This is a genomic window from Halorubrum rubrum, assembly GCF_024494685.1.
Classification (GTDB): Archaea; Halobacteriota; Halobacteria; order Halobacteriales; family Haloferacaceae; genus Halorubrum; species Halorubrum rubrum.
Window position 1 is genome coordinate 85,662 of record NZ_JANHDM010000003.1, and the last position, 23,543, is coordinate 109,204.

Genomic DNA, 23,543 nt, shown 5'->3' on the forward strand with positions numbered 1-23,543 from the left:
ACGCACGCGCGCGGGCGTACGACCAGTTAACGACGGTCACTCGCCCCGCGGCGGAAGCAACGACTCGAGACGGTCCGCGAGGTCCGTCCTGTGAACCGTCTCGGTCGCGACGTCGGTCTCGCCGGTCCCCAACTCCTTGAAGCCCGTTCCGGTCGGGACGAGAACGATCGACTCCGCTGCGGAGATCTCACCGCGATCCGCGAGGCGCGAGACGCCCGCCAGCGTCGTCGCGGACGCCGGTTCGACGCAGAATCCCCCCTCGACGGCGAACCTACGCTGTGCGGCGCGTATCTCGTCGTCGGTGACCGAGACGACTGCCCCGTCCGTGTCGCGGACCGCGGAGAGCGCACGAGCGCCGCTCGGCGGGTCCGGGTTGCCGATCGAGCGGGCGATCGTCTCGCCGGTCTCGTCGGATGACATGGGCGTCGGATCCGTCGAGCCGTCCTCGAACGCCCGCGTTATCGGGTCGGAGGCGGCGGTCTGGACGAGACACAGGCGCGGCGGCTCGTCTATCAGCCCCGCGCGCTCGAGCTCCCGAATTCCGAGCCAGACGCCCGAGGCGAAGCCGCCGGAGCTCGCCGGCAGCGCGATCACGTCGGGCGTCTCGGGGGCGAACGACTCGCAGATCTCGAACAGTGCGGTCTTGTACCCGCTGATGCGGGCCGGATCGTCGCTCACGAGGGCGGTGATCGGGAGCCGGTCGGACAGTTCGAGCGCGTCCTCGTACAGCGCGCCGTACTCGCCGCCGACCCGTACGACGGTCGGCTCGTACTGGGCGATGAGTTCCAGTCGCACCGGCGAGATGTCCTCGGGAACGAACACGATACACTCCCGGTCGAGGCTCGTCGCGTGGGCGGCGGTGCTGATCGCCATGTTCCCGTACGAGACCGTTCCGACGACGTCGTCGCCGGCCGCGATCGTCCGAGGAACCGCCACGGCGCTCCCGCGGTCCTTGTACGATCCGGTCGGATTTTCGCCCTCGTCCTTGATGAACACCCGACCGCCGGCGACGTCGTCGAGTCCGGGGCTTCTGACGAGCGGCGTGCCCCCCGCGGCCCGTGCGACGCCGTCCGGTCGATCGATCGGTAACGCCGCCTCGTACCGCCACATTCCGGATCGGTTCCCGCAGTCGTCCCACGCGAACGAGGTCGTCTCCGCGTCGATCCAGAGCGGTTCCCCGCAGTCACACCGGACGCGGGTGTCGTCGTCGTATCGGGTTTCACAGCGGTGACAGCTCAAGGAGACGGACATGGCGGCTCTGGGACCGCCGGTTAGGTATGCGTTTTCGTTCCGCCGTCGACGCGTCGGGCCCGAACCCGCTCGCTCCGCCGTTCGAAACGCGCGGTGGAGACGCCGCCGGCGCGAACGAGGGTTTATGCGTGACCGCGGACGAGATCCACGTGACCGGCCGCCGGTGCGTGACACCGCTGGTCGTCTCGCGTTCGCGCGAGGCGGTCACCTTTCAACGTCCGCACCGTAGCGGCGGTCGCCCTACAGTCGCCAGCCGACGGCTCGTCGAGGGCGGCCCGTCTCCTCACCGATCGACTTCCCCCATGATCGTGTCCAGGCTTCCCAGCGAGGCGATCAGGTCCGGGATCGCCTCGCCGTTGGCCATCTCGGGGAGCGCCTGGAGGTTCGAGAAGGAGGGACCGCGGATCTTGAAGCGGGCGGGTTTGTCGGTGCCGTCCGCGCGCATGTAGATGCCGAGTTCGCCCTTGGCGGCCTCGACCGCGCGGTAGATCTCGGCGTCGTCGTCGGGACGCAGCGTGCGCGGGACGTTGGCCTGGACGTCGCGTTCGTCCTCGGGCCACTCTTCGAGCAGGTCGACGCACTGCTCGATGATCTTCGCGGACTCCTCCACTTCCCGCATCCGGACGAGCAGTCGCGAGTAGTTGTCACAGCCGTCCTCGGTCACCACGTCCCAGTCGAGCTCGTCGTAGTACCCATATGGATCGTCGCGACGCAGGTCGTAGTCGACGCCCGACCCGCGGAGCACGGGGCCGGTACAGCCGTACTCCTTCGCGACCTCGGGCGGGAGGATCCCCGTGTCGATCGTCCGCAGCTGGAGGATCTCGTTGCGGGTGAGGAGGTCGTGGTACTCCTCCAGTCGACGCGGGAGGCCGTCGAGGTACTCGCGGACCGTCGAGAGGAACTCCCCGCGGGGCTCGGGCAGGTCCCAGACGACCCCGCCGAGCCGGAAGTAGTTGAACATCAGCCGCTGGCCCGTCAGGTCCTCGAGGATCTCCTGGACGCGCTCGCGCTCCTGAATGGCGTACATGAACGTCGCGGTGAAGTCGCCGATCACGTCGAGCGCGTACGCGCCCATCGCCAGCATGTGCGAGAGGATCCGGCTGAACTCCGCGCTCATCGTCCGGACCACCTGTGCGTACTCGGGAACCGCGATGTCCGCGAGGTCCTCGGCCGCCCGCGCGTACGCCCACTCGTTGAGCAGGCCGCCGCCGCCCCAGTCCCAGCGGTCGGGGTACGGCATGATCTGGTGGCGGTAGGTGCCCGACTGGGCCATCTGCTCTTCACACCGGTGGATGTAGCCGACGTCCGGCTCCACGTCGACCACGTCCTCCCCGTCGAGGGTGACCTGGAGGTGGAGGACGCCGTGGGTCGCCGGGTGGTGCGGCCCGACGTTGAGGAACATCGTGTCGCTCCCGGTCGCCGTCGACGATCCCGGTTCGACGGGCTCGGTTTCCGAGAGCGAGACGATCTGCGGGCGGTCCTCGTCGTAGTCCAGAGACAGGGGATGACCCTGCCACGTCTCGGGCAACAGGATCCGCCGGAGGTCGGGGTGGTCGTCGTACTCGATCCCGATCAGGTCGTACGCCTCCCGCTCGTGCCAGTCCGCCGTCCGGAAGACCGCCTCGCCCGACTCCGAGACCGGCTCGTCCTTGTCCGCGGGCACGACCACGCTGACCTCCCGGGTCGGATCGTCGAACGAACGGAGGTGGTAGATCGTCTCGTACCGGTTCTCGTACTCCTGGGCCGTGACGAGCGACAGGTGGTCGTAGCCCGCCTCCGACTTGAGCGTCGAGAGCGTCTCTTGGACCGAATCCGGTCGTATTCGGACGGCGGGCGCGTTCAGATGCGTCTCGCGTTCGACGATCAGCCCCTCGAGCGTCGAGAACGGGTCGGGCTCCGCGTCGACTTCGACCGCCTCGCTCGTCGCGTCGATCGACATGTGTGGACCGACGTGTCCGGAGCACCCGGAGCTTCTGCCGGATGAGTACGGGAATTTATAAACCGCCGGTCGACACTGCCCGGCGTGAAGTACCTCCGGGTCGAACTCCGGTACCCGCCGGATCTCACGCATCCGATGCACCGGCTCGTGGACGAGTCCGAGGCGGTCGAGCGCGATGTCCTCGTCCACGGGACGGTGTTCGGCGAGCCGAACGACACCTTCCTGTTCTACGTCGAGGGGGACATCGACGTGTACACAGAGGCGCTCCGGGCGGTCGACCGGATCCGGGAGTTCGAGGTCACCCGGATCGACGAGACGGGACACTACGTCCTTCTCACGCAGCGACGCGACCCGGTCGACGACGCGACCTTCGACCCGCTCCAGCGGACCGGCGTCGTGGTCGTCCCGCCGATCGACTTCCGCCCGGACGGGGTCGCCCGCCTGACGATGGTCGGCAACGCCGGTCCGCTCCGGGAGGCGCTGGGGGAGCTTCCGGATCCGATCGAGACGACGGTGCTCCGGGTCGGCGAGTACGACTGGCGACAGGCGGTCTTCGATCCGGCGCTGACCGACCGGCAGTTCGACGCGCTCGCGGCCGCCGTGGATATCGGATACTACGACTCGCCTCGGGAGGCGACCGTGGAGGACGTGGCCGAACGGATCGACGCCGCGCCGAGCACCGCCTCCGAACACCTGCGGAAGGCCGAGTCGGCCGTGATGGCCGCCTTCATGGAGTTACGCGAGGTGTCGTGAGACGGCCGTCTGCGGCCGAACCGACGAGCGGGAGAGGGCGGGTCGCGCTCCCCGATCAGTGGATCGTGCGGTCGTCGCTCGTGTCGATCTCCTCGATCGGGTCGGCGTTCCCGAACTCGGGCGTCGGCCCGTCGCCCGGGGCCGCCCACTCGACCGCGTTCCGGAGCACCTGCCGGACGTCCTCGTCGTAGTAGATCGGGTACGTCTCGTGGCCCGGTCGGAAGTAGAACACCCGGCCGTTCCCGCGCCGGTAACAGCAGCCGGAGCGGAACACCTCGCCGCCCGCGAACCAGGAGGTGAACACGAGCGAGTCGGGTCGGGGCACGTCGAACCGCTCGCCGTACATCTCCGTCTCCTCGAGTTCGATGAACTCGTCTATTCCCTCCGCGATCGGATGGCCGGGCTCGACCGTCCACAGCCGCTCCGTCTCGGCGGCCTCGCGCCACTTGAGCGAACAGCTCGTACCCATCAGCCGCTTGAATATCTTCGAGTAGTGCGCGGAGTGGAGCACGAGGAGGCCCATCCCGTCGAGCACGCGCTCGTGGACGCGGTCGACGACCTCGTCGCGCACCTCGTCGTGGGCGGCGTGACCCCACCACGTGAGCACGTCCGTGTCCGCGAGGACGTCCTCCGTGAGCCCGTGGTCCGGTCCCGCATCGAGGGTGGCGGTTCGAACGTCGTAGCCGCCCCCCTCGAACACGTCTGCGAGTACTTCGTGGATCCCGTCGGGATAGACGTCGGCGACGTCGTCGCTCTCGCGCTCGTGACGGAACTCGTTCCAGACCGTGACGCGTACCATACGGATTTTCCCGTCCGAACGGACTTGTAGGCTGGTATCTCGGGAGGCCCGTACCGTTCCGTCAGCTGGGAGGGTCCTCGGGTCATGAAACGATCCCCTGGACGTAGACGTGCGCGTACGCGCTCGCCCACACGACGGAGAGCAGTTCACCCACGCTCGAGGAGATCACGCCCAACACGGGATGTACCACGGCCAGCCCCGTCCCTAGTTCCGGGAGAACTGCCGACAGGTAAAAGCCGATCGCGTTTCCGGCAGCGATCACGGCGACGAGCAGGAACTTCCCGCGGTAGTTCGTGGTGATACGCCAGCTCACTCGCAGTGACTCGAGAGGGCCGTACCGCCCGATGACGCACGCCTCGGGCGCGAACCAGAACTTGAACAAGAGGAAGAAAAACGGCACGGCGAACACGGTCCCACCGACCGCCGCAACGACGGGAAAACCGACCGTCTCTACCGGCGTGGCCGGCATAGCACCGACGAGAAGAACGAGCGGAACGGCCACCACGGACGGAACCGTCATCACCGAGAGGACGACGAGAAGAAGGACGCCGACTAACGCCGGCGTTCGAGCGACGCTTCGACGTAGCCCCTCGCGCATCGCGACGGAGTCGCCGGTCAGCTCCCCGGCGACGATCGTTGCCACGTAGGCGCGAATCGAGACGACGAACGCAAACGCCGTCACGGCCTCGACTGCCCCGACCGCGGGCGTCGGGAGCGCGGCGAGTGCCCCCGTTTCGAGAAGCCGCTCGGTGACGACGATCACGCCCGCGAACGCGACGATCGACGGGTAGGACCGAAACAGGCGAGCGGACCAGACGAGCGCGTCGAGGACGGTCCGATCGATGGTCGTCGTCTCGACGTTTCGGCACTCGAGACACCCGCATCCGTCGACGTCGTCCCGTGCCTTGATCGTCGGTGCCACGTCACACACGCTCGCGTCTCGAACGCGAGAAGTGCTTCGGCCCGATGCGTCGGTGGAATCGCTCATTCGGGCGTGACGAACCGCGAGATCGCTTCGCCGGCCGCGAGCAGGATCGACGGGGGACCGAGCAGCGACGCGAACGACTTGAACGCGCGCTTGAGTCCCGGCCGGTCGTCCTCGGTGCCCAAAAAGAGCAGCGTCGGGTCCTCCGAAACGACGAACACGCTCATCTCACGGCCCTTCTCCGAATAACACGTGTCCGTGACTTCGATCACGCCGGCCGCTTCGAGGTTCTCCAAGTGGTAGTGGACGTTCTGAATGCTCTGATCGAGTCGGTCAGCGATCCGTGACGGCGTCGCCGGCGTCTCGTTGAGTAGCCGGAAGATCTCGTAGGCGGTCTCGGAGGACAACGCCTCGATCACGTCCCTCGTCGCTTCGTCGTCGAGACTCAGTACGGCGGGCGTATCGCTTCGTTCGACGGTCGCGTCCGTCTGTGTGGGGAGGAGTCGTGCCATGGGTCTCTCAGGTTCTCCGTGGGCTCCTTGCGGGGATCTGATCCGATCGGTTGCCGTTCGGAGTCACGACATGTAGTTGTTGGTGAAACCTCATGTCGATTCCGGAGTGGTAGACGAGATGGCGATCAGTCGCAGGTAGTAGGCCGTGTACACCGCATAGAGGTACGCGAAGCCGACCGCGGACAGGGCGACACCGACCGGAAGCAGAACACGCGTCGGAATCTCGATCGGTACCACGTCAGCGGGCCCTGCGTCCGTCAACGTGGCTTGGAGCAGGTACTCGGGCAGCAAGACGGCGTTGAATGAAACGAGCCAGACGAGCGAGAACCCGACGACGCTCCCGAGATTCGAGCGGACGAGTTCGACGCTTCTCTGGAAGGACTCGACGACGCTTCGGTGTTCGATGACGATCGCGGCCTCGTAAAACTGGACGAACGTGACGACGCCGAGAACGCCAGCCAGCCAGACGAGCAGCGACACGGCACCCATCGCTAGGGCGGCCGTCTCGTGAACGGCCACGAGTGCGGCCGACGCGACGCCGAGGACGAACCCGACGAGTGCGAATCCGACGGCCGTGCCGAAGACGAGCAGTACGAACACCACGGTCCCGAGTAGAAGCCGGACGTAATGCGTTCGTGCCGTGCCGAAGAAGTGAGCGAGCGACGGGTCCCCTCCGTCGATCGCGGCTCGGGCGGTTCCGATGAAGCCACCGAGAACGAACGGAAAGGCGATCAGCCAGGCGAGCGACACGACCGCCGAGAGAAGCGAAGATTCGATCAGCTGATCCGCGTATTGGAGCTGGCTTCCGATCCCGACGACGAGACCGGTGACGAACAGGACCGGATTCGCTCGGAGGGCGGTGAATCCGTCTTCGAATGCGGAGACCGTGACCATCGTACCTCCGGATAACGGCCATCACGTATTAGCTCGGACGTAGCATCAAACTCGGATTTGATCGTCTCGAACGGCCGTGCGATCCCCTTTCGATCGACGCGGTGCCCGACGAGCGACCCGTCGACGACCCGCGCGTCGGACTGCCAGCCGAGTTCGTTCGCCGCCTCGATATCGACGCTGAGCGTGGCGTTCGCGTCGACCCTGATCATCCTTTCACGCGAGTGTCGGTGTCGGGGATCGACGTGACCGTTCGTTCGTCGACGATCTCGGCAACGTAATCGATCTCGACACAGTACTCGTCGTCGAGATCGAAGGTGAGGAGCGAGGTGGTGTCTTTGCTCATTGGCGCTCCTCGGTTCGGCCGTCCGCTTCACGCTCCTTGCCAAGAGATTCAATGACGTTTACGACCTCACTGATTTCGGCGGTCTGTTCTTCGTTTGCAGCGGCCAACTCGTCTATTTCTCCCTGCATTTCCCTCGCGCGATCGTTGACCTGCTCCGTCACTGCCGCCACCTCTTCGGTGCTCGCCGCCTGCTGGTCGGTCGCGTCCGCGACTTCCTCGATTCCCTCGTTAACCTCTCGTACGGCATCGCCGATCTCATTCAGACTCTCAAGCGCCGTGTCGACTTTGCCGGTTCCGTCGTTGATCCGTTCCTGCGCTTCGCCGATGCTCTCGGCGGTCTGATCGGTGTTCGATTTGATTCGCGAAGCCATCTCTTCGATGTCGACGGTCTGTTCCTGCGTTTGCTCGGCGAGAGCTTTGATCTCTTCAGCGACGACGGCGAATCCGTCACCAGCCTCACCAGCGCGTGCCCCCTCGATCGAGGCGTTGAGCGCGAGCAGATTCGTCTGATCGGCGATGTTTTGAATGACGGACACCACGTTGTCGATGTCATCGACATGATCACGAAGCGTGGAGACGTCCGCTGCGATCTCGGCGGCAGTCTCGCCGACGATGTCCATCGCGTCGATCGCCTCATTGGCGGCTTGCTGGCTCTCAACGGTGAGTTCCCGTGCCTTTCGGCTTTTTGCGCTCACCTCGTCCGCACTGGAAGCGATCTCTTCGACCGTGGCACTGAGTTCTGAGATCTCCTCAGTGACTTCCGCCATGTTGTCGGCCTGCTCGGCAGCGACGCCATTAATCTCATCAGTGCTTTCTGCTATCTGTTCGGCGGTGGAAACCAGCTCCTGCGTGGACGTGTGTATTCTTTCTAACTCAGTCTGTTGGATTACAACCCCGTGAGAATCGGAGCGCTCTCGTCCGACGGTGCCATCTTGTCGAGTCTTTGACGGCATAGTTCATTCGATGTGTGTGTTAGTGTTAAGCGCATAGGTCTGGCTATCAGTCCGTATAATTTTATCGCCCAATTTTCGTACATTCTTCCATCAGATCCGTTGTATTTCTTGAAAAGCTAACGTTTTGTCGGTAGTGTAATCGAATACAGACCCTCCCAAAGACACGATCGCTCCGGTTTTGTCGAGGGAGCATCTCAGTTAGCGCACCGTGCCGTGGCTCGATACTACTCGAAATTCTCGAAACCAGGCTACACGCTCCATCGGTACATCGTTCTCCTGTGTCTCGAGGTCCGAAAGGACACGACGTATCGAAACTTCTCGACGAACGCATTGAGATGCCCCGTTCTTCGACAGAATAACAGCTACTTTCGCTGATTCAGTATGACAGACTGCCTCCGCAAAGAGACGGAGCGTGTCGTCAATATCGACGACCAAGCTGCGGAGGTGTTAGACGACTACATTGAGGCTCCGCGCCAGAACGTGACTGACGACTACGGGCGCGAGCCTCTGATCACTACAAGTTACGGCCGGATCACCCTCAACCCTCCGAAAGAACTTCTACGCGATTACCCGTCCATGTAAAGTCATCGGCAACTGCCTGCATGATCGAGACATTGAGGAGTGTGATGCGGCCATACGCAAGAAGGACGCATCCAAGTGTCCGTCCAGCCGCGGCCCTCACCCGGTTCGACGGGCGGCTATCACGTACCATCTGAACCGTGACTGGCCGGGAGAGAAGATCAGCGAACGAGCCAACGTGAGTGTGGACGTACTGGAGAACGTTACGACAGTCGAAGTGAGGGAGAGCGAGCAAAAACGAGGAAACAGTATTTAGATAACCTATAATGGCTCTGTTGAAATCCACAGATGCTGATAGGAACTGGCTGCTGAATACAGAGCGCGTATCTCGTACAGGTGTTCTGTGAAAGCCAACTGGTCGGATCGGCCAATACTTCGATCAATACAGTCCCTACCCTTAGACCTCTATAATACTTGATCTAATGGTTTCGACGGTCTCGTCGTCCAGTTCGAGTTCGGGGTGTGAACTGTTCGCGTGCTCTTCGGCTTGAGCCATGACCTCTTGTTCAGTCTCAGCTTCAATGGTCGCGCTACATCCGTCTACGGGGCACTCAAGTCTCTGCATAGTCCAACGGTAAGGTATGTGTTACCGCGTTATTGGTATTCACCCTCTAATGGAATATACGCACGTGCTACCGGGCCGACTCCACAACCCCAACGACAATTGGCGTACTCGCGACAGGTCGGTACGTTCAACGAATGGGTGGTTCATCCGATTTGGCGGGAAGTAAGCGAAGTCGTCGTGCTGACTTCAGCCTCTGTATTCAGCAAGTCTCCAAGAATATATCACCGATTGAGGATTTCAACAGAACCTAACATTTGTACTTTTGTCCCTGTGTTGTTTAGCTCTCGGCGCATTTAGAATGACAAGATTCAACGCATTGAAGGGGATTACCTCGGACCACTTTTACTGGACATCATCTCTTCAAATCGTAATAGGGCGCGTGTCATCATCCCCTGATCGAATGAAATCTCACTACAAGTAAGATTGGGAACATAAACAACAGTGCCTTTACTGCCAATTACCGAGCGTTTCGAAGGAAGATGGGGCCGGAGGGATTTGAACCCCCGATCGACTGATATCTCCGGTACGCCTCGGAACTCCAGAGGGTCGTCAACGCGGGCGATGATCAGTCGCCCGCTCGGTATATCAGTCTGGAGCGTCGTCCCGGGCGTGGCCTCTGGAGTCAGTCGCCATGCCTGGCTTGGCCACAGCCCCGCCGTCTGCGATCGAACGTTGCCGAAACACGGATAAAGGGGTTTCGATCCGACGCGATCGGTAGACGCGACGCCCCTCGTCTCACTCCCGGTCGTCGTCTGACCAGTCGCACTCCTGGCACTTGTATCCCGTCACGAACTCGGTGACGCTCGGCATGTACCCGACGCTGATGACGTCGCCGCCGCAGTCGGGACACTCCCGGTCGGCGTCGGCGATGTCCTCGGCCTCGAGGACCGACTCGCCCTCCACCAGTTCCGCGAGCGTCTCCGGCGTCACCATCCGCCCCTGCACCACGCGATTTGACATACCCGACGTACGCGACGGAGCTACCTAAAACCCGTCAAGCCGGTCGACGACACGGCCCACGTGGAGGCCCGGATGGGCTACAGCCACGGCGCGCGGGAGTCGTCCTCGGTGAACGGGTTCGAGGGGTCCTCGCCGTCCCCGTCGTCGCCGGTCGCGGTCACCGCCACGTCGTCGACGGGACCGTTCGGCGCGTCCGCCGGACCCGGCGACGTCGGACCGGCGGACTCCGCTTCGGAATCGCCGTCGGCGTCGTCGCGTCCGTCAGTCGTCCCGTCGGCTGGCTCGTCCGATGAATCCTCGTTGGGGGCGTTACCAGTGCCGACGGCTCCGAGTCCCTCGGCGTCCGGGTCGTACGCGAACAGCGCGGTGACGCCGAGCACCGCCAGCGCGATGGGGGCCTCCGTCTGCATCAGCCCGAACGGCCGCAACAGGATGGGAAGCGCGAGCACGCCGAGCGCGACGGCCGACCCGAACCGGAACCGGTCGATGTCGACGCGGCCGCGCAGGTGCGGGGACATCAGCGCGACCGAGAGCGCGAAGCCGACGCCGATGGCGGCGGCCGCGGTGCCGTTCACGACGTACTCCGTCGACGTCTCGACGGCGAACCCGCTCGGATCGAAGCTCGCGACGAGACCCAACCCGATGATGACGGCGGGGCTCGGGAGGTACTCGCCGAACTCGGCGCTTGCGGTCTTCGCGGCGATGGACAGGATCACGAGTCCGGCGAACCGCTCGAAGATGGCGAGTTCCAGGAACCCGCGGAGCGTGGGGGCGAAGGCGGCTTCGATCGCGGCGACCGGTACGATGACCGCGCCGATGAGCAGCACCGAGGTCACCATCTCCCTGCGGCTGCCGTCCATCTCCGCGAGGATCACGGCGATCGTCGCGGAACCGCCGAAGATGAGGATTCCCGTCTCGACGACGCCCGCCGCCGATCCCATCACGCCGGCAACCACGAGCGCCGGGAAGATCCCGTCGACGAGCGGCAGCGCCATCACGGTCGCGAGCAGCTTCGTCGCGCCGCCCACCTGTCGCTCCAGGCGGAGCGCGACGGGGTGACGTGAGACGCTCATTCAGGGATGATGCCCGTGACCGTGGGACAGGCGGCGGGAAGCGGACGACCTCCGATAACCGGTCCGGTCATCGGAATCGGAGCCGACCTGAGTCCGACCAGTCCGTGTAAAGACGGGGTGCGTGTTGCCGGCTGTAAAGGGCGCGCCGAGTTCGAGCGTCGGCTGACCGGCGATACGCACGTTCACGGGACTGTCGGAGTCCATACCCGTAATATGTGTTGCGTTTGGGTTAAACGTTGTGTGAGGATTGATCGCACTACACTACAGTTTCCAAACCATCATTTATATACAGTGGTAGCGATGTTCAGATAATAGTCAGAATAATTCGAATCATTTTCGGTAAACGGATATCATGAGAGACGATCCAGATCCCGTCTATCACCGGATCGGCCACGACGACGATCCCCGCGGGCACGGGACGGATCGACCGGGATCGCCGAGCGGATCAATCCACGATCCTGATCAACCGGGCATGCTTGGGTGTGAATTACCTCCACATCCGTGCTGACTCGCAACGTTTTTCATTCCGCTCTCACGACGGTTTACATGGCGACAGATTCCGATCGATTCTCGGCGAAACTCGACGTTCCGGAAGCGCTGACGTTCGACGACGTGCTGCTCCGTCCGATGGAGAGCCACGTCGAGCCCGACGACGCCGACCTCTCCTCGCGCGTCTCGCGGAACGTCGAGATCAACGTTCCCGTCCTCTCGGCGGCGATGGACACGGTCACCGAGAGCGATCTCGCGATCGCGATGGCCCGCGAGGGCGGCCTCGGGGTCCTCCACCGCAACATGACCGTCGATGAAACCGCCGCGGAGGTCGAACGCGTCAAACGCGCCCACGAGCTCGTCATCCGCCGCGAGAACGTCGTCACGGTCTCACCGGACGACACGGTGCGGGAGGCCGACGGGTTGATGGAGCGCGAGGGCGTCTCCGGCGCGCCGGTCGTCGACGACGACGACGTCGTCCTCGGCATCATCTCCGGGACGGACATCCGCCCGTACCTCGAGGTCGGCGAGGAGGACGCGGTCCGGGAGGCGATGACCGACGAAGTGATCACCGCCCCCGAGTCGGTCGACGCCCGCGAGGCACTCGAGCTGATGTACGACCACAAGATCGAGCGCGTCCCCGTCGTCGACGACGGCGACCACCTGGTCGGGCTCGTCACGATGCAGGGCGTCCTCCAGCGGCGCGAACACGAACAGGCCGCCCGCGACGAGGACGGCCGCCTGCTCGTCGGCGTGGCCGTGGGGCCCTTCGAGGAGGAGCGCGCGGTCGCCGCCGACGAGGCCGACGCCGACGTGCTCTTCATCGACTGCGCGCACGCGCACAACCTCAACGTCCTTGAGTCCGCGGAGGCGATAAAGGAGACCGTCGAGGCGGACGTCGTCGTCGGCAACGTCGGCACGCGGGAGGCCGCCTCGGCGGCCGTCGACTTCGCCGACGGGCTCAAAGTCGGGATCGGACCGGGATCGATCTGTACCACGCGCGTCGTCAGCGGCGCGGGGATGCCGCAGATCACCGCCGTCTCGGAGGTCGCGGACGTGGCGAGCGAACGCGACGTGCCGGTCATCGCCGACGGCGGGATCCGCTACTCCGGCGACGCGATCAAGGCGATCGCCGCCGGGGCGGACGCGGTCATGCTCGGCTCGTACTTCGCCGGCACCGAGGAGGCCCCCGGACGCGTCATCACGATGCAGGGGAAAAAATACAAACAGTACCGCGGAATGGGCTCGGTCGGCGCGATGAAGTCCGGCGGCGGCGACCGCTACCTCAAGGACGACGACGGCGACGAGGAGTTCGTCCCCGAGGGGGTCGAGGCCGCGACCCCGTACAAGGGAACCCTCGCCTCGGAGCTCCACCAACTCACCGGCGGCATGCGCTCGGGGATGGGGTACGTCGGGGCGGACACGATCCCGGACGTCCACGAGACCGCCCGGTTCGTCCGCGTCTCCAGCGCGGGCCAGACCGAGGGACACCCCCACGACGTGATGATCACGGACGAGGCACCGAACTACAGCCCGCAAGAGTGAGTCGACCGTCCGACGGTCGCCGGACCGTCCGCCACGCGTTGGACTTAATGCCCGCGTGCCTGTGTACGAAGACATGGACGCATCCGAGCTGTGCCGGGTGTTGCGCGACGCCGGCCTCTCGAAGTACCAGTCGCAGGCGTACACCGCGCTCCTTCGGCTCGGTACGGCGAGCGCGACCGAACTCGCGGACACCAGCAACGTCCCCGCCGCGCGGATCTACGACGTCCTCCGTGATCTCGAAGAGAAGGGCTACGTCGAGACGTACGACGGCGACACGCTGAGGGCCCGGACGACTGAACCGGACACCGTCCTCGCGGATCTGCGACGACGCTCGGAGTCCTTCTCCGAGGCCGCAGACGAGATCGAGACGCGCTGGGAGGCTCCCGCCCTGGAGCATCACCGCGTCGACATCGTCACCCGGTTCGACACGGTGTTCGAGCACGCACGCGAGGCCATCGCCGGAGCCGAAACGGAGGTACAGGTGGCCGTGACGCCGGCGAACTTCGACGAGCTCCGGGAGTCGCTGGCGGCCGCCCACGACAACGGCGCGATCGTGAAGGCGTCGATCCACACCCCGGACGGGGAGGAGGGGCTCCCGACGGAGTACGAGGGCGTCGCGACGGAGGTCCGCCATCGGACGCTCCCGACGCCGTTCGTGGTCATCGTGGACCGGACCACCACGTGTTTCGCCCCGCACCGACGGTCCGTCAACGAGTACGGCGTGCTCGTTCGCGACTTCTCTCTGACGTACGTCTTCCGCTGGTACTTCGACACCAGCCTCTGGGAGGTGTGGGACGTCGTCTACGACGGGCGACCGGAGGACCCGCCGCTCGTGTACGCCAACCTCCGCCGGTTCGTCCGCGACATCGAGCCCCTCTTCGCGGAGGGGGCCGACGTCCACGTCACCGTCGAGGGATCGGAGATCGGGTCGGGCGACGCCGTCACCGTCTCCGGGACGGTCACCGACGTGGTGTACGCCGGCGAGCCGCGGAACGACGGCGAGATACCGATCGGACAGCTCGCCGGACAGGTGACCGTCGAGGTCTCAACCGAGGACCGGCGGTGGACCGTCGGCGGCTGGGGCGCGGTCGTCGAGGACATCGAGGCGAGACGCATCACCGTAACGGGGTACGACGGACCGGAGGAGGCGATCCCCGGAGGCGTCGACGCGTGACCGGGAGGAAGACTTCGGCGGCCCGCGGGCGGGCCGCGGCTCCCGTTCCCCGCGGCGCTCTCGTCTCTCGGTCGGGATCGAAGAGGTATTTTAATATAGTCCGCGGCGAGACGAAACGTGTGAGCGAACTCGTCGTCGCTCGGGTGACACATGAGTGAACGACCGCCGCTCGTCCTCGTCGTGGAGGACGAACCCGACCTAGCAGACTTGTACGCCGCCTGGCTCGGCGACGAGTACCGGGTCCGGACGGCGTACGGCGGCCACGAGGCACTCGAAACCATCGACGACCTCGACGACGACGTCGACGCGATCCTCCTCGACCGGCGGATGCCCGGCCTCTCCGGCGACGAGGTCCTCGCCGCCGTCAGAGAGCGAGGGATCGACTGCCGGGTCGCGATGGTGACCGCCGTCGAGCCCGACTTCGACATCCTCGAGATGGGGTTCGACGACTACCTCGTCAAGCCGGTCTCGAGCGACACCCTCAGAGAGACCGTCCAGGGGCTTCTCCGGCGCGGAAAGTACGACGCCGGCGTCCAGGACCTGTTCGCGTTGACCTCGAAGAAGGCCATGCTCGAGGCCGAAAAGAGTGCCAGCGAACTCGCAGACAACGAGGAGTACCAGGAGCTGACCGCCCGGATCGAGACGCTCCGCGAGGAGGTCGACCGCTCGCTCGAGGCGGTCACCGACAGGGACGACTTCGAGGGACTCTTTCGGGAGTTCGACGTCGAGGAGTGAGCCGGTTGGGACGGTCCCCCCACCCACCGATCTCCGGGCACTTTTTAAATACGGTCGCGGCGAACTCACGACCGGATGCGCGTCCGTTCACTGCCGCTTCCCGAGCGGTTCGTCGATCACTTCGCGGACCGGGGGATCCGCGAGCTGTACCCGCCGCAGGTCGCCGCCGTCGAAGCCGGCGTCTGTGACGGCGCGAACGTCGTCGCGGCGGTCCCGACCGCGTCGGGGAAGACTTTCATCGCCCAGTCGGCGCTTTTGACCGCCGACGGTCCGGGGCTGTACGTCTGTCCGCTCCGCGCGCTCGCCCGCGAGAAGTACGAGTCGTTCGCGGCGTTACCCGGCGTCGACGTGGCCATCTCGACGGGCGACTTCGAGGCGAGCGGCGAGGAGTTGGCGGGTCACGACGTGGTGGTGGCCACGAGCGAGAAGGTCGACTCCGCGATCCGGAACGGCGCGGAGTGGGTCGACGACCTCGCGTGCGTCGTGGTCGACGAGGTCCACCTGCTCGGCGCGGAGCGGCGCGGCCCGACTCTCGAGGTGACGTTGGCGACCCTCCGTCGGCGGAGCCCGTCGATCCAGGTCGTCGCGCTCTCGGCGACCGTCGACAACCCCGCGGAGATCGCCGACTGGCTCGACGCGACGCTCGTGGAGTCGGAGTGGCGGCCCGTCGACCTCCGCACGGGCGTCTGCGTCGGCCGCGAGGTGACGTTCGACGACGGCAGGACGCGCCGCGTCTCGGTCGGCGACTCGGAGACCGGTTCCGGAACGACCTCCGAAGACGCCACCGAGGAGGGTCCCGACGCGACGGAGATCACGGCCGCGCTCGTCGTCGACGCGGTCGCGGAGGGAGGACAGTGTCTGGCGTTCGTCCGCTCGCGGGCGGAGGCCGCGGGCCTCGCCGAGCGGCTCGCCGAGGATCGCCTCGCCGAGCGGATGGGGATCGAACCGGCCGCGGCCGCCGTCGGCGACGAGGTGGCCGACATCGACGGGACGGTCACGGGTCAGGAGCTCGCGGACCGTCTCCGAGCGGGCGTCGCGTTCCACCACGCGGGGCTCCGCGCCGGTCACCGCGCCGCGGTCGAAACGGCGTTCCGCGAGCGCGAGATCGCGTGTATCTGTGCCACCCCGACGCTCGCTGCGGGCGTGAACGTTCCCGCGCGCCGCGTCGTGGTCCGCGATCAGAAGCGGTACACCGGTTCGTCGATGGAGTGGCTTCCGACGCTCGAGGTCCACCAGATGTGCGGGCGGGCCGGCCGGCCGGGGCTCGATCCGCACGGTGAGGCGGTCCTCGTCGGCGAGGACTCCACCCGCGAGGAGCTGGTGGAGCGGTACGTGGAGGGGAATCCCGAGGCCGTCGAGTCCAAGCTCGCGGACCCGGCCTCGCTCCGGACGCACGTGCTCTCGGCGGTCGCGACCGGTTTCGCGGAGACGGAGGCGGAGATCCTCGACGTCCTCGACGGCACGTTCTACGCCCGCGAAACGGGGGCCGGCGGCCTCGCCGACGCGGTCGCTGTCGCCGTCGACGACCTCGTCGACGCGGGAATGGTCCGGCGACGAGGGGACGCGGAGAGCTACCGGATCGTCGCGACGGCGGTCGGGGAGACCACCTCGAAGCAGTACGTCCGCCCGGAGACCGGCTCGCGGATCGTCGACGGACTCCGGACCGCGGCCGGGATGGAACGCGCCACGACGCTCACCGTGTTCGAGGTGATCTGTGACACCCCGGACATGCAGGACACGTACCTCGGGAACCGCGAGCGAGCCGAGATGTACAGATTCGCCCGGAAGAACGCCGCTCGACTGACGACCGGAATGGGCGAAGCCGACGACTTCGAGGGATGGCTGGAGTCGGTGAAGACGGCACGGATCTTAGCGGAGTGGATCGGCGGCGCGACCGTGGAGGAGTTGGTGGAGGCGTACCGGATCGGCCCCGGCGACCTCGACTCGCGCGTCGAGCGCGCGGAGTGGCTGTTGAGCGCGGCGGAGGCGCTCGCGGACACGATCGGCGTCTCGGTGCCGGCAGTGACGCGGGCGCGAAGCCGGATCTGATCGGTCCTCAGCGATCCGGTCGACCGTCGGTACGGTTCGGAAGGGGGTCGTGAGGAGGGTTTCAGTCCGCCGGTTCGACTGCCCGGTGGTACGGCGTGTTCGCGATCGTCTCCCTGAGGTCCGCGAGCGAGTCGCGTCCGGCCTCGCCGGCGACGGCCATCACCGCGAACACCTCCTGTCTGGAGACTTTGACCCCGCGCTCCGTCAGCGCGTCCTCGGGCCGCGATCGAAGCTCCCGGAGGGTTCCGACCGCGAGCAGGTACGGGACGGTCCACGCCTCCATCGTGTTCCCGTGTGAGAGCGGCATGGTCTCGAGATACGCCTGCGCGTCGTCGAGGAACGACCGCGCGTAGTCGGCGGTGCGGTCGACGACGCGGGCGGACGACTCGCGGTTCTCGGGGTCGATCACCGCGTCCTGGTCGACGCCCTCGTCCTCGAGCCACTGTGCGGGGAGGTAGACGTTGTTCTCCTCCGTGAAGTCGTCGTAGACGTCCTTCGAGACGTTCACGAGCTGTAAGAGGAGTCCGAACTCCTCGGCGGTCTCCCGGAGCCGCCGTGCGCGCGCCTCGCCGACCTCGCCGCGCGTCAGGAGGTTCGTGATGAGGTTGCCGACCGTGCCGGCGGCGTAGTAACAGTACTGTTCGAGTTCGTCGCGGTCGTCGATCCGGAGTCCGCCCTCCTCGGCGTGGCGGTCGACGAACATCGCCATCCCGTCGACCATCTCGAGGACGGGCGGGACGATCGCCTCGCGCGCCTCCGGCTCTAAGTCCTCGAAGGTCGCGACGATCGTCGGTGACTCGGCGACGACCTCCCAGTCCTCGTCGCGCTTCCCGGAGTCGGGCAGCCACTCGTCGACGGCCGCGCGGAAGTCCCCGATCTCGGCGTCTCCGTCGGGGTCGATCGCCTCCCGATAGGTCTCGAGTACGGCGGTCTGCTCCGCCGGCGGGATGTGGCCGGCGTCCTCGACGGTGTCGGCGACGCGACAGAGGAGGTAGCCGAGACAGATCTGTGAGGCCATCGGCTCCTCCAACACGTCCACGGTCAACGCGAAGGTGCGGGACACGCCTTGAACCGCCTCGTGACACCACTCGAGGTCGGGGTCGGCCGTGCCGTGTTCTCGTCCGCTCATTCAGTTACCCGTTCTTACGGCACGACCTATAAAAAAGCCTCGCGGACGGAGCGGACGGTCCCACCGTTCCGATCCGGAACCGTCCCTCAGCGCGCGGGATCGTCGTCGACCCCGGTCTCGCCGGAGTCGTCCGGGTCGCCGTCGCCCTCTTTCGCGGCGTCACCGCCGTCCGCGTCGTCATGGCCGTCGCCGCCGTCGACCGCGTCGGTCGAACCCTCCTCGCCGTCGGGCCGGTTGGCCACGTCGGCGTCGGAGGGGAACCGGTCGACCGCGTACTCCCCGGTGTCGACGCGCTCGGCGGGCTCCGAGTAGTCGCGGTTCGACGCCGAGAAGTCGGGCCGGACGGCCTCCTCGTCGGGGACCTCCCGGCCTGCGTCGCCGTCGAGGCTCCCCGCGGCGTCCCCGGCGTCCTCGACGTCGTCTTCGGCGCCCTCGGCACCGGTCTCGCGGCCGCCTTCGAGCCACTCGAACGACCCTCCGCTTCGACGGTCTCGAAGCGCCTCCTGAAGCCGGTCGCCGAGCGTCGACTGGAGCTCTTCGACCTCCTCGACGTCGAAGTCGACGGCCGCGGCGTCGCTTCCGGTGAGCGAACTCGTTCCGGCGGTGTCGGCGACGACCGTCGCCACGTCCCACCGCCGCTGGAAGACGGACCGGCTGTCGATCACGGTCTGGATCCGGTAGTACGGCACCACCCGCACGCTACGGCTCCAGAACCCGTTTCGAGTCACGAGGTGGTCCTCGCCGAGCCAGTAGCCGCGGTGTTTCCACTTCAGGTGTGCGGCCGGTGGAACCGCGAGAAGCAACGCGGCCGACGCGTACCACGGGATCCCGGCCGCGAGGTACCAGTCGACTGCGAAGGCGACGCCGACGAGGACGGCGAGAAGCAGGGCGTACCGGAACGCGTACCGCCAGCGGATCCGCCGCGGAGGGCGGCGGAACGACGGTTCGCCGAACGACTCGACCTCGCGGGCGAGGTCGTACACGCGACCGACCCTCGCGATGGGGACCGCCGCCTCGCTCCCGTACTCGCCGCCCTGGCCGGGCGCGTACCCCGCGGTCTCGATCGAGAGCGTCGCGTATCCGAGCGCGCGCTTCGCGGGGTTGTCGGAGACCGTCAGCGTCTGGACCTTTTCCGTGGGAATCGAGCCGCTGTACCGCCGGAACAGCCCGCGCTCGTACCGGAGCTCGTCGCCGGCGCGGGAGAGCCGGAAGCCGTAGTAGTTCGAGAACGACACCGCCGCGCCGATCGCCCACGAGACGAGGAACAGCGCGCCGGCGGCGGCGACCGCGACCGCGCTGAGCGCCAGCGCGGAGACGTCCGGCAGGTATCCCGACACCACCGGGATCGACCCCGATCCCGCGAACGCGAGCAGTCCGATGAGCCGGCCGTCGAACGACAGCGCGCCGACGAGCGCGAGCTCGCGCGGCGAGATGGCGAACAGGTCCTCCTCGACCGGACCCGTCGACTCCCCGGACGCGTCGCTGCCCCCTGCCGCCGAATCCGCGGACTTTCGCCGCTGGACCTCGCGCTGGAGCCGCGTGGCCTCCGCCGGGGTCACGAAGCGGATCGACCCCTCGGTGCTCGACCCGCCCGCGGTCTCGAGGTCGACGGCGGCGACCCCGATCGCGCGCTGGATCACGCTCCGGCTCACGTCGACGTTCTGGATCCGCCGGTAGGGGATCTCCCGCTCGCGTCGCGAGATCACGCCCGAGCGAATGTCGAGCGTGTTCTCGGTGAGTTCGTACTCGAACCGCCGATAGTACGCGACCTCGTACGCGCCGGCGACGAGCAGCGCGGCGAGTCCCGCGCCGGCGGCCACGGGGAACCCCCACCCGCCGTCGTTCACGACGAAGAAGAGGACGACGGCGACCCCGGCGGCCTTCTGGAGCGCGCGGTACGGGATCGACTGGGGTGCGAGCTTCACACCGCGTCCTCCCCGTCCGCGCGGATCGCCAACCGTTTCAGCTCCTCGCGGAGGTCGCTCGCGCCGTCCGGCGTCAGACCGGGAATGCGGACGTCGGCCCCGCGGGAGCCGGCGGTGTACACCACACACGACGCCAGCCCGACGCCCCGCTCGACGGGGCCGCGCCGCGAGTCGACGTGCTGGATGCGCACGAGCGGGACCGTCGTCCGGACCTGCGTGATCACGCCGCGGTCGAGGTAGAGGGCGTCCTCGCGGATCTCGTAGCTCCACCGTCGGTATCGGAGGAGCGCGTGGACGACGCCGAGAGCGAGCAGGACCGCGCCGGCGACGACCGGTGCCCACCGGGGCGCGTACCCGAGGTAGTGCGCGCCGGCGACGGGGGCGGCGAGTATCGCGGCCGCGAGGACGGCGCGGAGGACCCAGACGACCCGGACGCGGGGGTGGAGTCGCTGGGCCGTCATCGGGCGTCCTCCGTCACGTGTCGAGGGGTCATGGGCCACCGTTGTCGACGGGCACTTATAAGATCCGGCGGAACCTCCGATGCGTCGAGCGCCCGTCCGTCGTTCCTTCCGATCGAGGATCGGCTTCCGTGCGTGTTATTTACACGCTCTCGCAATATTTGCGAAAGGAATATAATCGATCATAAAGGACTCTCGGACGATGGCCGACGACCCGTTCGAGAACATGCTCGCACAGATGGACCGCGCCAAGGCGTACGCGGACGTCGATCACGGCGTCTTCGAGCGGCTCAAACACCCCGAGCGGACCCTGAAGGTCACGCTGCCCGTCAAGTTGGAGTCGGGCGAGGTGGAGGTCTTCGAGGGGTTCCGCTGTCAGTTCGACGGCGCGCGCGGGCCGTTCAAGGGCGGCGTTCGCTACCACCCGACGGTCTCCCAGCGCGAGGTCGAGGCGCTCGCGGGGTGGATGACCTGGAAAGCGGCGCTCGTCGACCTCCCGTACGGCGGCGCGAAGGGCGGCGTCATCTGTGAACCGAAGGACCTCACCGAGCGCGACCTCGAACGGCTCACCCGGCGCTACACCGAGGGAATCCGCCGAATGATCGGTCCCGACATCGACGTGCCCGCGCCGGACATGAACACCAACCCGCAGACCATGGCGTGGATGATGGACACCTACTCGATGTACGAGGGGTACACGGTCCCCAAGGTCGTCACCGGCAAGCCGCTCGAGATCGGCGGGACGCCCGGTCGCGTCGAGGCGACCGGCCGCGGCGTCTCGCTCATCACCCAGAAGCTCTTCGAGTACCTGGAGCGGGACCTCACCGACGCGAGCATCGCGATCCAGGGCTTCGGGAACGTCGGATCGAACGCGGCCCGCCTGCTCGACGACGCGGGAGCGCGGGTCGTCGCGACCTCCGACGTGACCGGGGCCGCCTACGACCCCGACGGACTCGACGTGGCCGCGCTGGGCGCGCACGTCGAGGCGGGCGGCATGATCGAGGAGTACACCGAGGGCGAGGTCCGCGGAACGGGGGCCGGCGGCTCCTCCGGGGACGACGCGGCCCTCATTTCGAACGAGGAGCTGCTGGCGCTCGACGTCGACGTCCTCATCCCCGCGGCCGTCGAGGGCGTGATCACCGCAGACAACGTCGACGACCTCCGCGCGAGCGCGATCGTCGAGGCGGCGAACGGCCCGACGACGGTGGCGGCGGACGAGGTGCTCACCGACCGCGACGTCCCCGTGGTTCCCGACATCCTCGCGAACGCCGGCGGGATCATCGTCTCGTATCTCGAGTGGGTCCAGAACTCCCAGGAGTTCTCCTGGCCGCTGGAGACGGTCAACGTCGAGTTGGAGCGCCGGATCGGCTCCGCCTTCGACGAGACCATCGAGCGTTACGACGAGGGCGCGGTCCCGGACCTCCGGACCGCCGCGTACACCCTCGCGCTCGAGCGGACCGCGAGCGCCCACGAGTACCGCGGCCTGTTCCCGTAGACGGGCGCCGGTATCCGTTCCCGTCTCGCCGTCAGCCGTCCCCGTCCCCGCCGTCCTCACTCGCCCCCGCCGTCTCCCGTCCCGTTCGCTCCCGCGTCGTCCGCGTCCTTCCACTCGCCGACGCCGGAGGGGTCGAGGTGGACGTGGACGTCGCCGACGTCCTCCAGTCCGCGGAGCCGCGTGACGAGTTCCGTCTCGATCTCGTGCGCGTGCCGGAGCGTCATCTCGCCGTCGACCTCGACGTGGACCTCCACCTCCAGGTCGGTCCCGTCGTAGAAGACGCGCAGGTCGTGGACGCCGACGACCTCGGAATGCTCGCGGAGCGACTCGGTGATGCGGTCGCGATCGCCCGCCGGCGGCGCGGCTCCGACGAGGTACGTGACGTTCTCGCGACCGATCTCGACGCCCTGATACACGACGAGCAGGCTCACGACCGCGCCCGCGAGCGGGTCGAGGATCGGGAGGTCGAAGAAGACGCCGAGCACGCCGACGACCGCCGCAACCGTGGTGTAGATGTCGTTGAGGCAGTCGACCGCGAGCGCCGACAGCGCGGTCGATCCGAGCTCCGCGTTCACCCGCATCGTGTACCAGTAGAGGACGTACATGTCGACCAGCGCGAACGCCAGGGCGGCGAGCAGCAGCCGGCTGAACCGCACGTCGGTGCCGAACCGGATCCCCTCGATCGAGCTCCACAGGAGGTTGAGCCCGAGGAGGGCGACCACCGCGCCGACGAACAGCGCGGTCAGGGGCTCGATCCGCTGGTGGCCGTGTGGGTGTTCGGCGTCGGCGTCGTCGTAGCGGGCCCCGCCCCAGACGAACACCACGCCGCTGGCGACGAGGTCGGCGACGGAGTGGGCCGCGTCGGCCAGGAGCGCCACGCTCCCGAAGGCGAGTCCCGCGGCCCCCTCGACGGCGATCTTCGCGGCGTTGCCGAGGACGTTCACCCCGGCCGCCCGCCTGAACCGTCGCTTCTCGTTCCGTCGCGGGCGAGCCGTCAT

Annotated in this window: 23 protein-coding genes, 1 tRNA gene and 1 pseudogene; 8 read left to right on the forward strand and 17 right to left on the reverse strand. The window is 66.8% G+C overall.

The genetic code is table 11. The features are described from left to right. Window positions 1–36: 36 nt before the first annotated feature. Both NO889_RS04660 and NO889_RS04665 read right to left on the reverse strand, forming a co-directional pair. Entirely contained in the window at window positions 37–1,251 is a 1,215-nt protein-coding gene (locus NO889_RS04660) for a threonine synthase (RefSeq protein WP_256411101.1), read from the reverse strand. A gap of 283 nt (window positions 1,252–1,534) precedes the next feature. Then, window positions 1,535–3,190 carry an NADH-quinone oxidoreductase subunit D gene (locus NO889_RS04665; RefSeq protein WP_256411102.1) on the reverse strand — a complete coding sequence of 552 codons (1,656 nt, stop codon included), beginning with the start codon at window positions 3,188–3,190 and terminating at the stop codon, window positions 1,535–1,537. Between the two features lie 84 nt (window positions 3,191–3,274). Between NO889_RS04665 and NO889_RS04670 the strand changes: the two genes are divergently transcribed. Then, window positions 3,275–3,943: a helix-turn-helix domain-containing protein gene (locus NO889_RS04670; protein WP_256411103.1), complete on the forward strand. Its 669-nt coding sequence runs from the start codon at window positions 3,275–3,277 to the stop codon at window positions 3,941–3,943. A 55-nt stretch (window positions 3,944–3,998) separates the two neighbouring features. Here the strand turns inward: NO889_RS04670 and NO889_RS04675 are convergent, their stop codons facing one another. From NO889_RS04675 to NO889_RS04700, 6 genes are all read right to left on the reverse strand, one after another. After that, window positions 3,999–4,742 (reverse strand): ThuA domain-containing protein, encoded by a 744-nt coding sequence (locus tag NO889_RS04675; RefSeq protein ID WP_256411105.1) that lies wholly within the window; start codon window positions 4,740–4,742, stop codon window positions 3,999–4,001. An 82-nt stretch (window positions 4,743–4,824) separates the two neighbouring features. Next, complete coding sequence (locus NO889_RS04680; RefSeq protein WP_256411106.1) at window positions 4,825–5,664, reverse strand: DUF7847 domain-containing protein; 840 nt, start codon at window positions 5,662–5,664, stop codon at window positions 4,825–4,827. A gap of 62 nt (window positions 5,665–5,726) precedes the next feature. Then, window positions 5,727–6,179, reverse strand: a complete 453-nt coding sequence (locus tag NO889_RS04685; protein WP_256411107.1) for an ArsR/SmtB family transcription factor — start codon at window positions 6,177–6,179, stop codon at window positions 5,727–5,729. A 90-nt stretch (window positions 6,180–6,269) separates the two neighbouring features. Continuing rightward, window positions 6,270–7,073 carry a DUF7847 domain-containing protein gene (locus NO889_RS04690; protein ID WP_256411108.1) on the reverse strand — a complete coding sequence of 268 codons (804 nt, stop codon included), beginning with the start codon at window positions 7,071–7,073 and terminating at the stop codon, window positions 6,270–6,272. A gap of 205 nt (window positions 7,074–7,278) precedes the next feature. After that, complete coding sequence (locus NO889_RS04695) at window positions 7,279–7,416, reverse strand: chemotaxis protein CheW (RefSeq protein WP_256411109.1); 138 nt, start codon at window positions 7,414–7,416, stop codon at window positions 7,279–7,281. Further along, the gene (locus NO889_RS04700; RefSeq protein ID WP_256411110.1) at window positions 7,413–8,369 is read right to left on the reverse strand and encodes a methyl-accepting chemotaxis protein; all 957 of its coding nucleotides are present in this window, start codon (window positions 8,367–8,369) and stop codon (window positions 7,413–7,415) included. Before NO889_RS04700 ends, NO889_RS04695 begins: the two co-directional genes overlap by 4 nt. Before the next feature lie 143 nt (window positions 8,370–8,512). On the opposite strand from NO889_RS04700, the pseudogene NO889_RS04705 reads away from it, so the two are divergent. Continuing rightward, a pseudogene (locus NO889_RS04705) lies at window positions 8,513–8,713 on the forward strand (IS5/IS1182 family transposase); the annotation flags it as partial. Window positions 8,714–8,750: 37 nt separating this feature from the next. Continuing rightward, complete coding sequence (locus tag NO889_RS04710; RefSeq protein ID WP_256411111.1) at window positions 8,751–8,951, forward strand: hypothetical protein; 201 nt, start codon at window positions 8,751–8,753, stop codon at window positions 8,949–8,951. 394 nt (window positions 8,952–9,345) lie between these two features. On the opposite strand, the gene NO889_RS04715 is transcribed toward NO889_RS04710, so the two are convergent. From NO889_RS04715 to NO889_RS16585, 5 genes are all read right to left on the reverse strand, one after another. Then, entirely contained in the window at window positions 9,346–9,513 is a 168-nt protein-coding gene (locus tag NO889_RS04715; RefSeq protein ID WP_256411112.1) for a DUF1059 domain-containing protein, read from the reverse strand. Between the two features lie 480 nt (window positions 9,514–9,993). Then, window positions 9,994–10,167 (reverse strand) — tRNA-Trp (locus NO889_RS04720). Between the two features lie 81 nt (window positions 10,168–10,248). Then, on the reverse strand, window positions 10,249–10,473 hold the full coding sequence (locus NO889_RS04725) for a DUF5795 family protein (protein WP_256411113.1): 225 nt from the start codon (window positions 10,471–10,473) through the stop codon (window positions 10,249–10,251). Window positions 10,474–10,550: 77 nt separating this feature from the next. Further along, window positions 10,551–11,546: a DUF5794 domain-containing protein gene (locus tag NO889_RS04730; protein WP_256411114.1), complete on the reverse strand. Its 996-nt coding sequence runs from the start codon at window positions 11,544–11,546 to the stop codon at window positions 10,551–10,553. Then, a complete protein-coding gene (locus tag NO889_RS16585) occupies window positions 11,547–11,750 on the reverse strand; it encodes a DUF8099 family protein (RefSeq protein WP_465261018.1) in 204 nt (67 codons plus the stop codon). A gap of 342 nt (window positions 11,751–12,092) precedes the next feature. Here NO889_RS16585 and guaB point away from each other — a divergent pair, with 342 nt between their 5' ends. The 4 genes from guaB (at window position 12,093) to NO889_RS04750 (ending at window position 17,538) form a co-directional block, all read left to right on the forward strand. Beyond that, a complete protein-coding gene (gene guaB, locus NO889_RS04735) occupies window positions 12,093–13,580 on the forward strand; it encodes an IMP dehydrogenase (RefSeq protein ID WP_256411115.1) in 1,488 nt (495 codons plus the stop codon). Between the two features lie 73 nt (window positions 13,581–13,653). Next, window positions 13,654–14,754, forward strand: a complete 1,101-nt coding sequence (locus NO889_RS04740; protein ID WP_256411116.1) for a TrmB family transcriptional regulator — start codon at window positions 13,654–13,656, stop codon at window positions 14,752–14,754. 150 nt (window positions 14,755–14,904) lie between these two features. After that, complete coding sequence (locus NO889_RS04745; RefSeq protein ID WP_256411117.1) at window positions 14,905–15,489, forward strand: response regulator transcription factor; 585 nt, start codon at window positions 14,905–14,907, stop codon at window positions 15,487–15,489. 75 nt (window positions 15,490–15,564) lie between these two features. Further along, entirely contained in the window at window positions 15,565–17,538 is a 1,974-nt protein-coding gene (locus tag NO889_RS04750; protein ID WP_256411118.1) for a DEAD/DEAH box helicase, read from the forward strand. A gap of 61 nt (window positions 17,539–17,599) precedes the next feature. On the opposite strand, the gene NO889_RS04755 is transcribed toward NO889_RS04750, so the two are convergent. The 3 genes from NO889_RS04755 to NO889_RS04765 form a co-directional block, all read right to left on the reverse strand. Continuing rightward, the gene (locus NO889_RS04755) at window positions 17,600–18,667 is read right to left on the reverse strand and encodes a phytoene/squalene synthase family protein (protein ID WP_256411119.1); all 1,068 of its coding nucleotides are present in this window, start codon (window positions 18,665–18,667) and stop codon (window positions 17,600–17,602) included. 86 nt (window positions 18,668–18,753) lie between these two features. Continuing rightward, complete coding sequence (locus tag NO889_RS04760; protein WP_256411120.1) at window positions 18,754–20,592, reverse strand: PH domain-containing protein; 1,839 nt, start codon at window positions 20,590–20,592, stop codon at window positions 18,754–18,756. Further along, window positions 20,589–21,053 carry a PH domain-containing protein gene (locus NO889_RS04765; protein WP_256411121.1) on the reverse strand — a complete coding sequence of 155 codons (465 nt, stop codon included), beginning with the start codon at window positions 21,051–21,053 and terminating at the stop codon, window positions 20,589–20,591. The genes NO889_RS04760 and NO889_RS04765 overlap by 4 nt, the downstream gene beginning before the upstream one ends. A 199-nt stretch (window positions 21,054–21,252) precedes the next feature. Here NO889_RS04765 and NO889_RS04770 point away from each other — a divergent pair, with 199 nt between their 5' ends. Continuing rightward, window positions 21,253–22,545, forward strand: coding sequence for a Glu/Leu/Phe/Val family dehydrogenase (locus NO889_RS04770; protein WP_256411122.1), 1,293 nt, complete (start codon window positions 21,253–21,255; stop codon window positions 22,543–22,545). A gap of 56 nt (window positions 22,546–22,601) precedes the next feature. Here the strand turns inward: NO889_RS04770 and NO889_RS04775 are convergent, their stop codons facing one another. Next, on the reverse strand, window positions 22,602–23,543 hold the full coding sequence (locus NO889_RS04775) for a cation diffusion facilitator family transporter (RefSeq protein WP_256411123.1): 942 nt from the start codon (window positions 23,541–23,543) through the stop codon (window positions 22,602–22,604).

What these genes read in the sequence shown, in the direction of transcription:
- NO889_RS04660 (WP_256411101.1), bottom strand. Translation starts at nt 1,251, where the DNA reads ATGTCCGTCTCCTTGAGCTGTCACCGCTGTGAAACCCGATACGACGAC.
- NO889_RS04665 (WP_256411102.1), bottom strand. Translation starts at nt 3,190, where the DNA reads ATGTCGATCGACGCGACGAGCGAGGCGGTCGAAGTCGACGCGGAGCCC.
- NO889_RS04675 (WP_256411105.1), bottom strand. Translation starts at nt 4,742, where the DNA reads ATGGTACGCGTCACGGTCTGGAACGAGTTCCGTCACGAGCGCGAGAGC.
- NO889_RS04685 (WP_256411107.1), bottom strand. Translation starts at nt 6,179, where the DNA reads ATGGCACGACTCCTCCCCACACAGACGGACGCGACCGTCGAACGAAGC.
- NO889_RS04690 (WP_256411108.1), bottom strand. Translation starts at nt 7,073, where the DNA reads ATGGTCACGGTCTCCGCATTCGAAGACGGATTCACCGCCCTCCGAGCG.
- NO889_RS04695 (WP_256411109.1), bottom strand. Translation starts at nt 7,416, where the DNA reads ATGAGCAAAGACACCACCTCGCTCCTCACCTTCGATCTCGACGACGAG.
- NO889_RS04700 (WP_256411110.1), bottom strand. Translation starts at nt 8,369, where the DNA reads ATGCCGTCAAAGACTCGACAAGATGGCACCGTCGGACGAGAGCGCTCC.
- NO889_RS04710 (WP_256411111.1), top strand. Translation starts at nt 8,751, where the DNA reads ATGACAGACTGCCTCCGCAAAGAGACGGAGCGTGTCGTCAATATCGAC.
- NO889_RS04715 (WP_256411112.1), bottom strand. Translation starts at nt 9,513, where the DNA reads ATGCAGAGACTTGAGTGCCCCGTAGACGGATGTAGCGCGACCATTGAA.
- NO889_RS04725 (WP_256411113.1), bottom strand. Translation starts at nt 10,473, where the DNA reads ATGTCAAATCGCGTGGTGCAGGGGCGGATGGTGACGCCGGAGACGCTC.
- NO889_RS04730 (WP_256411114.1), bottom strand. Translation starts at nt 11,546, where the DNA reads ATGAGCGTCTCACGTCACCCCGTCGCGCTCCGCCTGGAGCGACAGGTG.
- NO889_RS16585 (WP_465261018.1), bottom strand. Translation starts at nt 11,750, where the DNA reads ATGGACTCCGACAGTCCCGTGAACGTGCGTATCGCCGGTCAGCCGACG.
- guaB (WP_256411115.1), top strand. Translation starts at nt 12,093, where the DNA reads ATGGCGACAGATTCCGATCGATTCTCGGCGAAACTCGACGTTCCGGAA.
- NO889_RS04740 (WP_256411116.1), top strand. Translation starts at nt 13,654, where the DNA reads ATGGACGCATCCGAGCTGTGCCGGGTGTTGCGCGACGCCGGCCTCTCG.
- NO889_RS04745 (WP_256411117.1), top strand. Translation starts at nt 14,905, where the DNA reads ATGAGTGAACGACCGCCGCTCGTCCTCGTCGTGGAGGACGAACCCGAC.
- NO889_RS04750 (WP_256411118.1), top strand. Translation starts at nt 15,565, where the DNA reads ATGCGCGTCCGTTCACTGCCGCTTCCCGAGCGGTTCGTCGATCACTTC.
- NO889_RS04755 (WP_256411119.1), bottom strand. Translation starts at nt 18,667, where the DNA reads ATGAGCGGACGAGAACACGGCACGGCCGACCCCGACCTCGAGTGGTGT.
- NO889_RS04765 (WP_256411121.1), bottom strand. Translation starts at nt 21,053, where the DNA reads ATGACGGCCCAGCGACTCCACCCCCGCGTCCGGGTCGTCTGGGTCCTC.
- NO889_RS04770 (WP_256411122.1), top strand. Translation starts at nt 21,253, where the DNA reads ATGGCCGACGACCCGTTCGAGAACATGCTCGCACAGATGGACCGCGCC.
- NO889_RS04775 (WP_256411123.1), bottom strand. Translation starts at nt 23,543, where the DNA reads ATGACGGCTCGCCCGCGACGGAACGAGAAGCGACGGTTCAGGCGGGCG.